The organism is Oleiphilus sp. HI0128 (assembly GCF_001635365.1).
In genome coordinates this window covers 1-952 of sequence record NZ_LWGG01001349.1, presented here as the reverse complement: position 1 = coordinate 952, position 952 = coordinate 1, and the positions used below count along the sequence as shown (strand labels likewise).

The 952-nt window shown below is 40.9% G+C and carries 2 protein-coding genes; both read right to left on the bottom strand.

Annotation, left to right across the window (positions count from 1 at the left end):
* Positions 1 to 105: 105 nt before the first annotated feature.
* A complete protein-coding gene (locus A3763_RS22430; protein ID WP_068513817.1) occupies positions 106 to 609 on the bottom strand; it encodes an HPP family protein in 504 nt (167 codons plus the stop codon).
* A 73-nt stretch (positions 610 to 682) separates the two neighbouring features.
* Entirely contained in the window at positions 683 to 934 is a 252-nt protein-coding gene (gene minE / locus A3763_RS22425; protein ID WP_068513820.1) for a cell division topological specificity factor MinE, read from the bottom strand.
* Positions 935 to 952 lie beyond the last annotated feature (18 nt).

Sequence of the window (952 nt, the reverse complement as noted above, 5' to 3'; positions counted from 1 at the left end):
ACTTTTTACCATACAAAAACCTCTGACTTATGCAACTTAGGGTTGATAGTTAACTGACCAGATTGTGCCATCAAGTGTGATGCCATCAATTAGAGCTAAGCGTATTTAGCTAGCAGCTTCATCGACGATGACTTTGAGTAGATCATAAGTAGTAATGATACCGCTCAGGTCTTCACCTTTTTTGACAAAAACGCGGTGTAAATGCTCCTCCATCATTAGTTTAGCGACGTCGACAATGGCTGTTTCCTCGTCGACGGAGAAAATTATTGGGGTCATAATATCGCCTACTTCTACTGGAAGTTTGGCCATGCCTTCAAAAATCATCATACGTAAGCGTCTTGCTTCGAGCTTCTCTTCTTCGCTGAGCTGTTCCTCATAAGAGCTATCAACAGAATTTAAGTGGAAGTCGGCAATATCTTTAAGTGTAGCAATGCCAATAAGCTGCCCTTCTTGATTAGCAACGGGGCTGCCAGAGATATTGTTATCAGATAAGAAGGCAGAAAATTGCTGCATGGTCCAGGATTGTGGGACAGATTTGACGTGTGGAGTCATAATGTCGCGAGCGTAGAGTTTATTTAGCTTTCCTGAAGTGGTGTTGCCAGTGTTCATGCTATGGGGTCATTCCTTTACTTAAATTCTACAGTAGTAACTTAAAAAAAAGACCTCCGAAGAGGTCTTGGTCTTAATCTTCTGGAAGTGTAACGTTTAGTTCCAGAATTGAGCAATCATCGTTTTTATCTAGCTGTACCTGAACTTGTTCTTGATCGACAGGTACATATTTTCTTATCACCTCGAGAATCTCTTGTTGGAGCTGAGGTAAATAATCAGGTTGTTCACGTTTACCTCGTTCATGTGCGACGATGATTTGTAAACGTTCTTTAGCGATTGATGCAGTGTTCTTTTTGCTGCTTTTAAAGTAATCGAAAAAACTCATGCTGTTGTAGACCCCTTA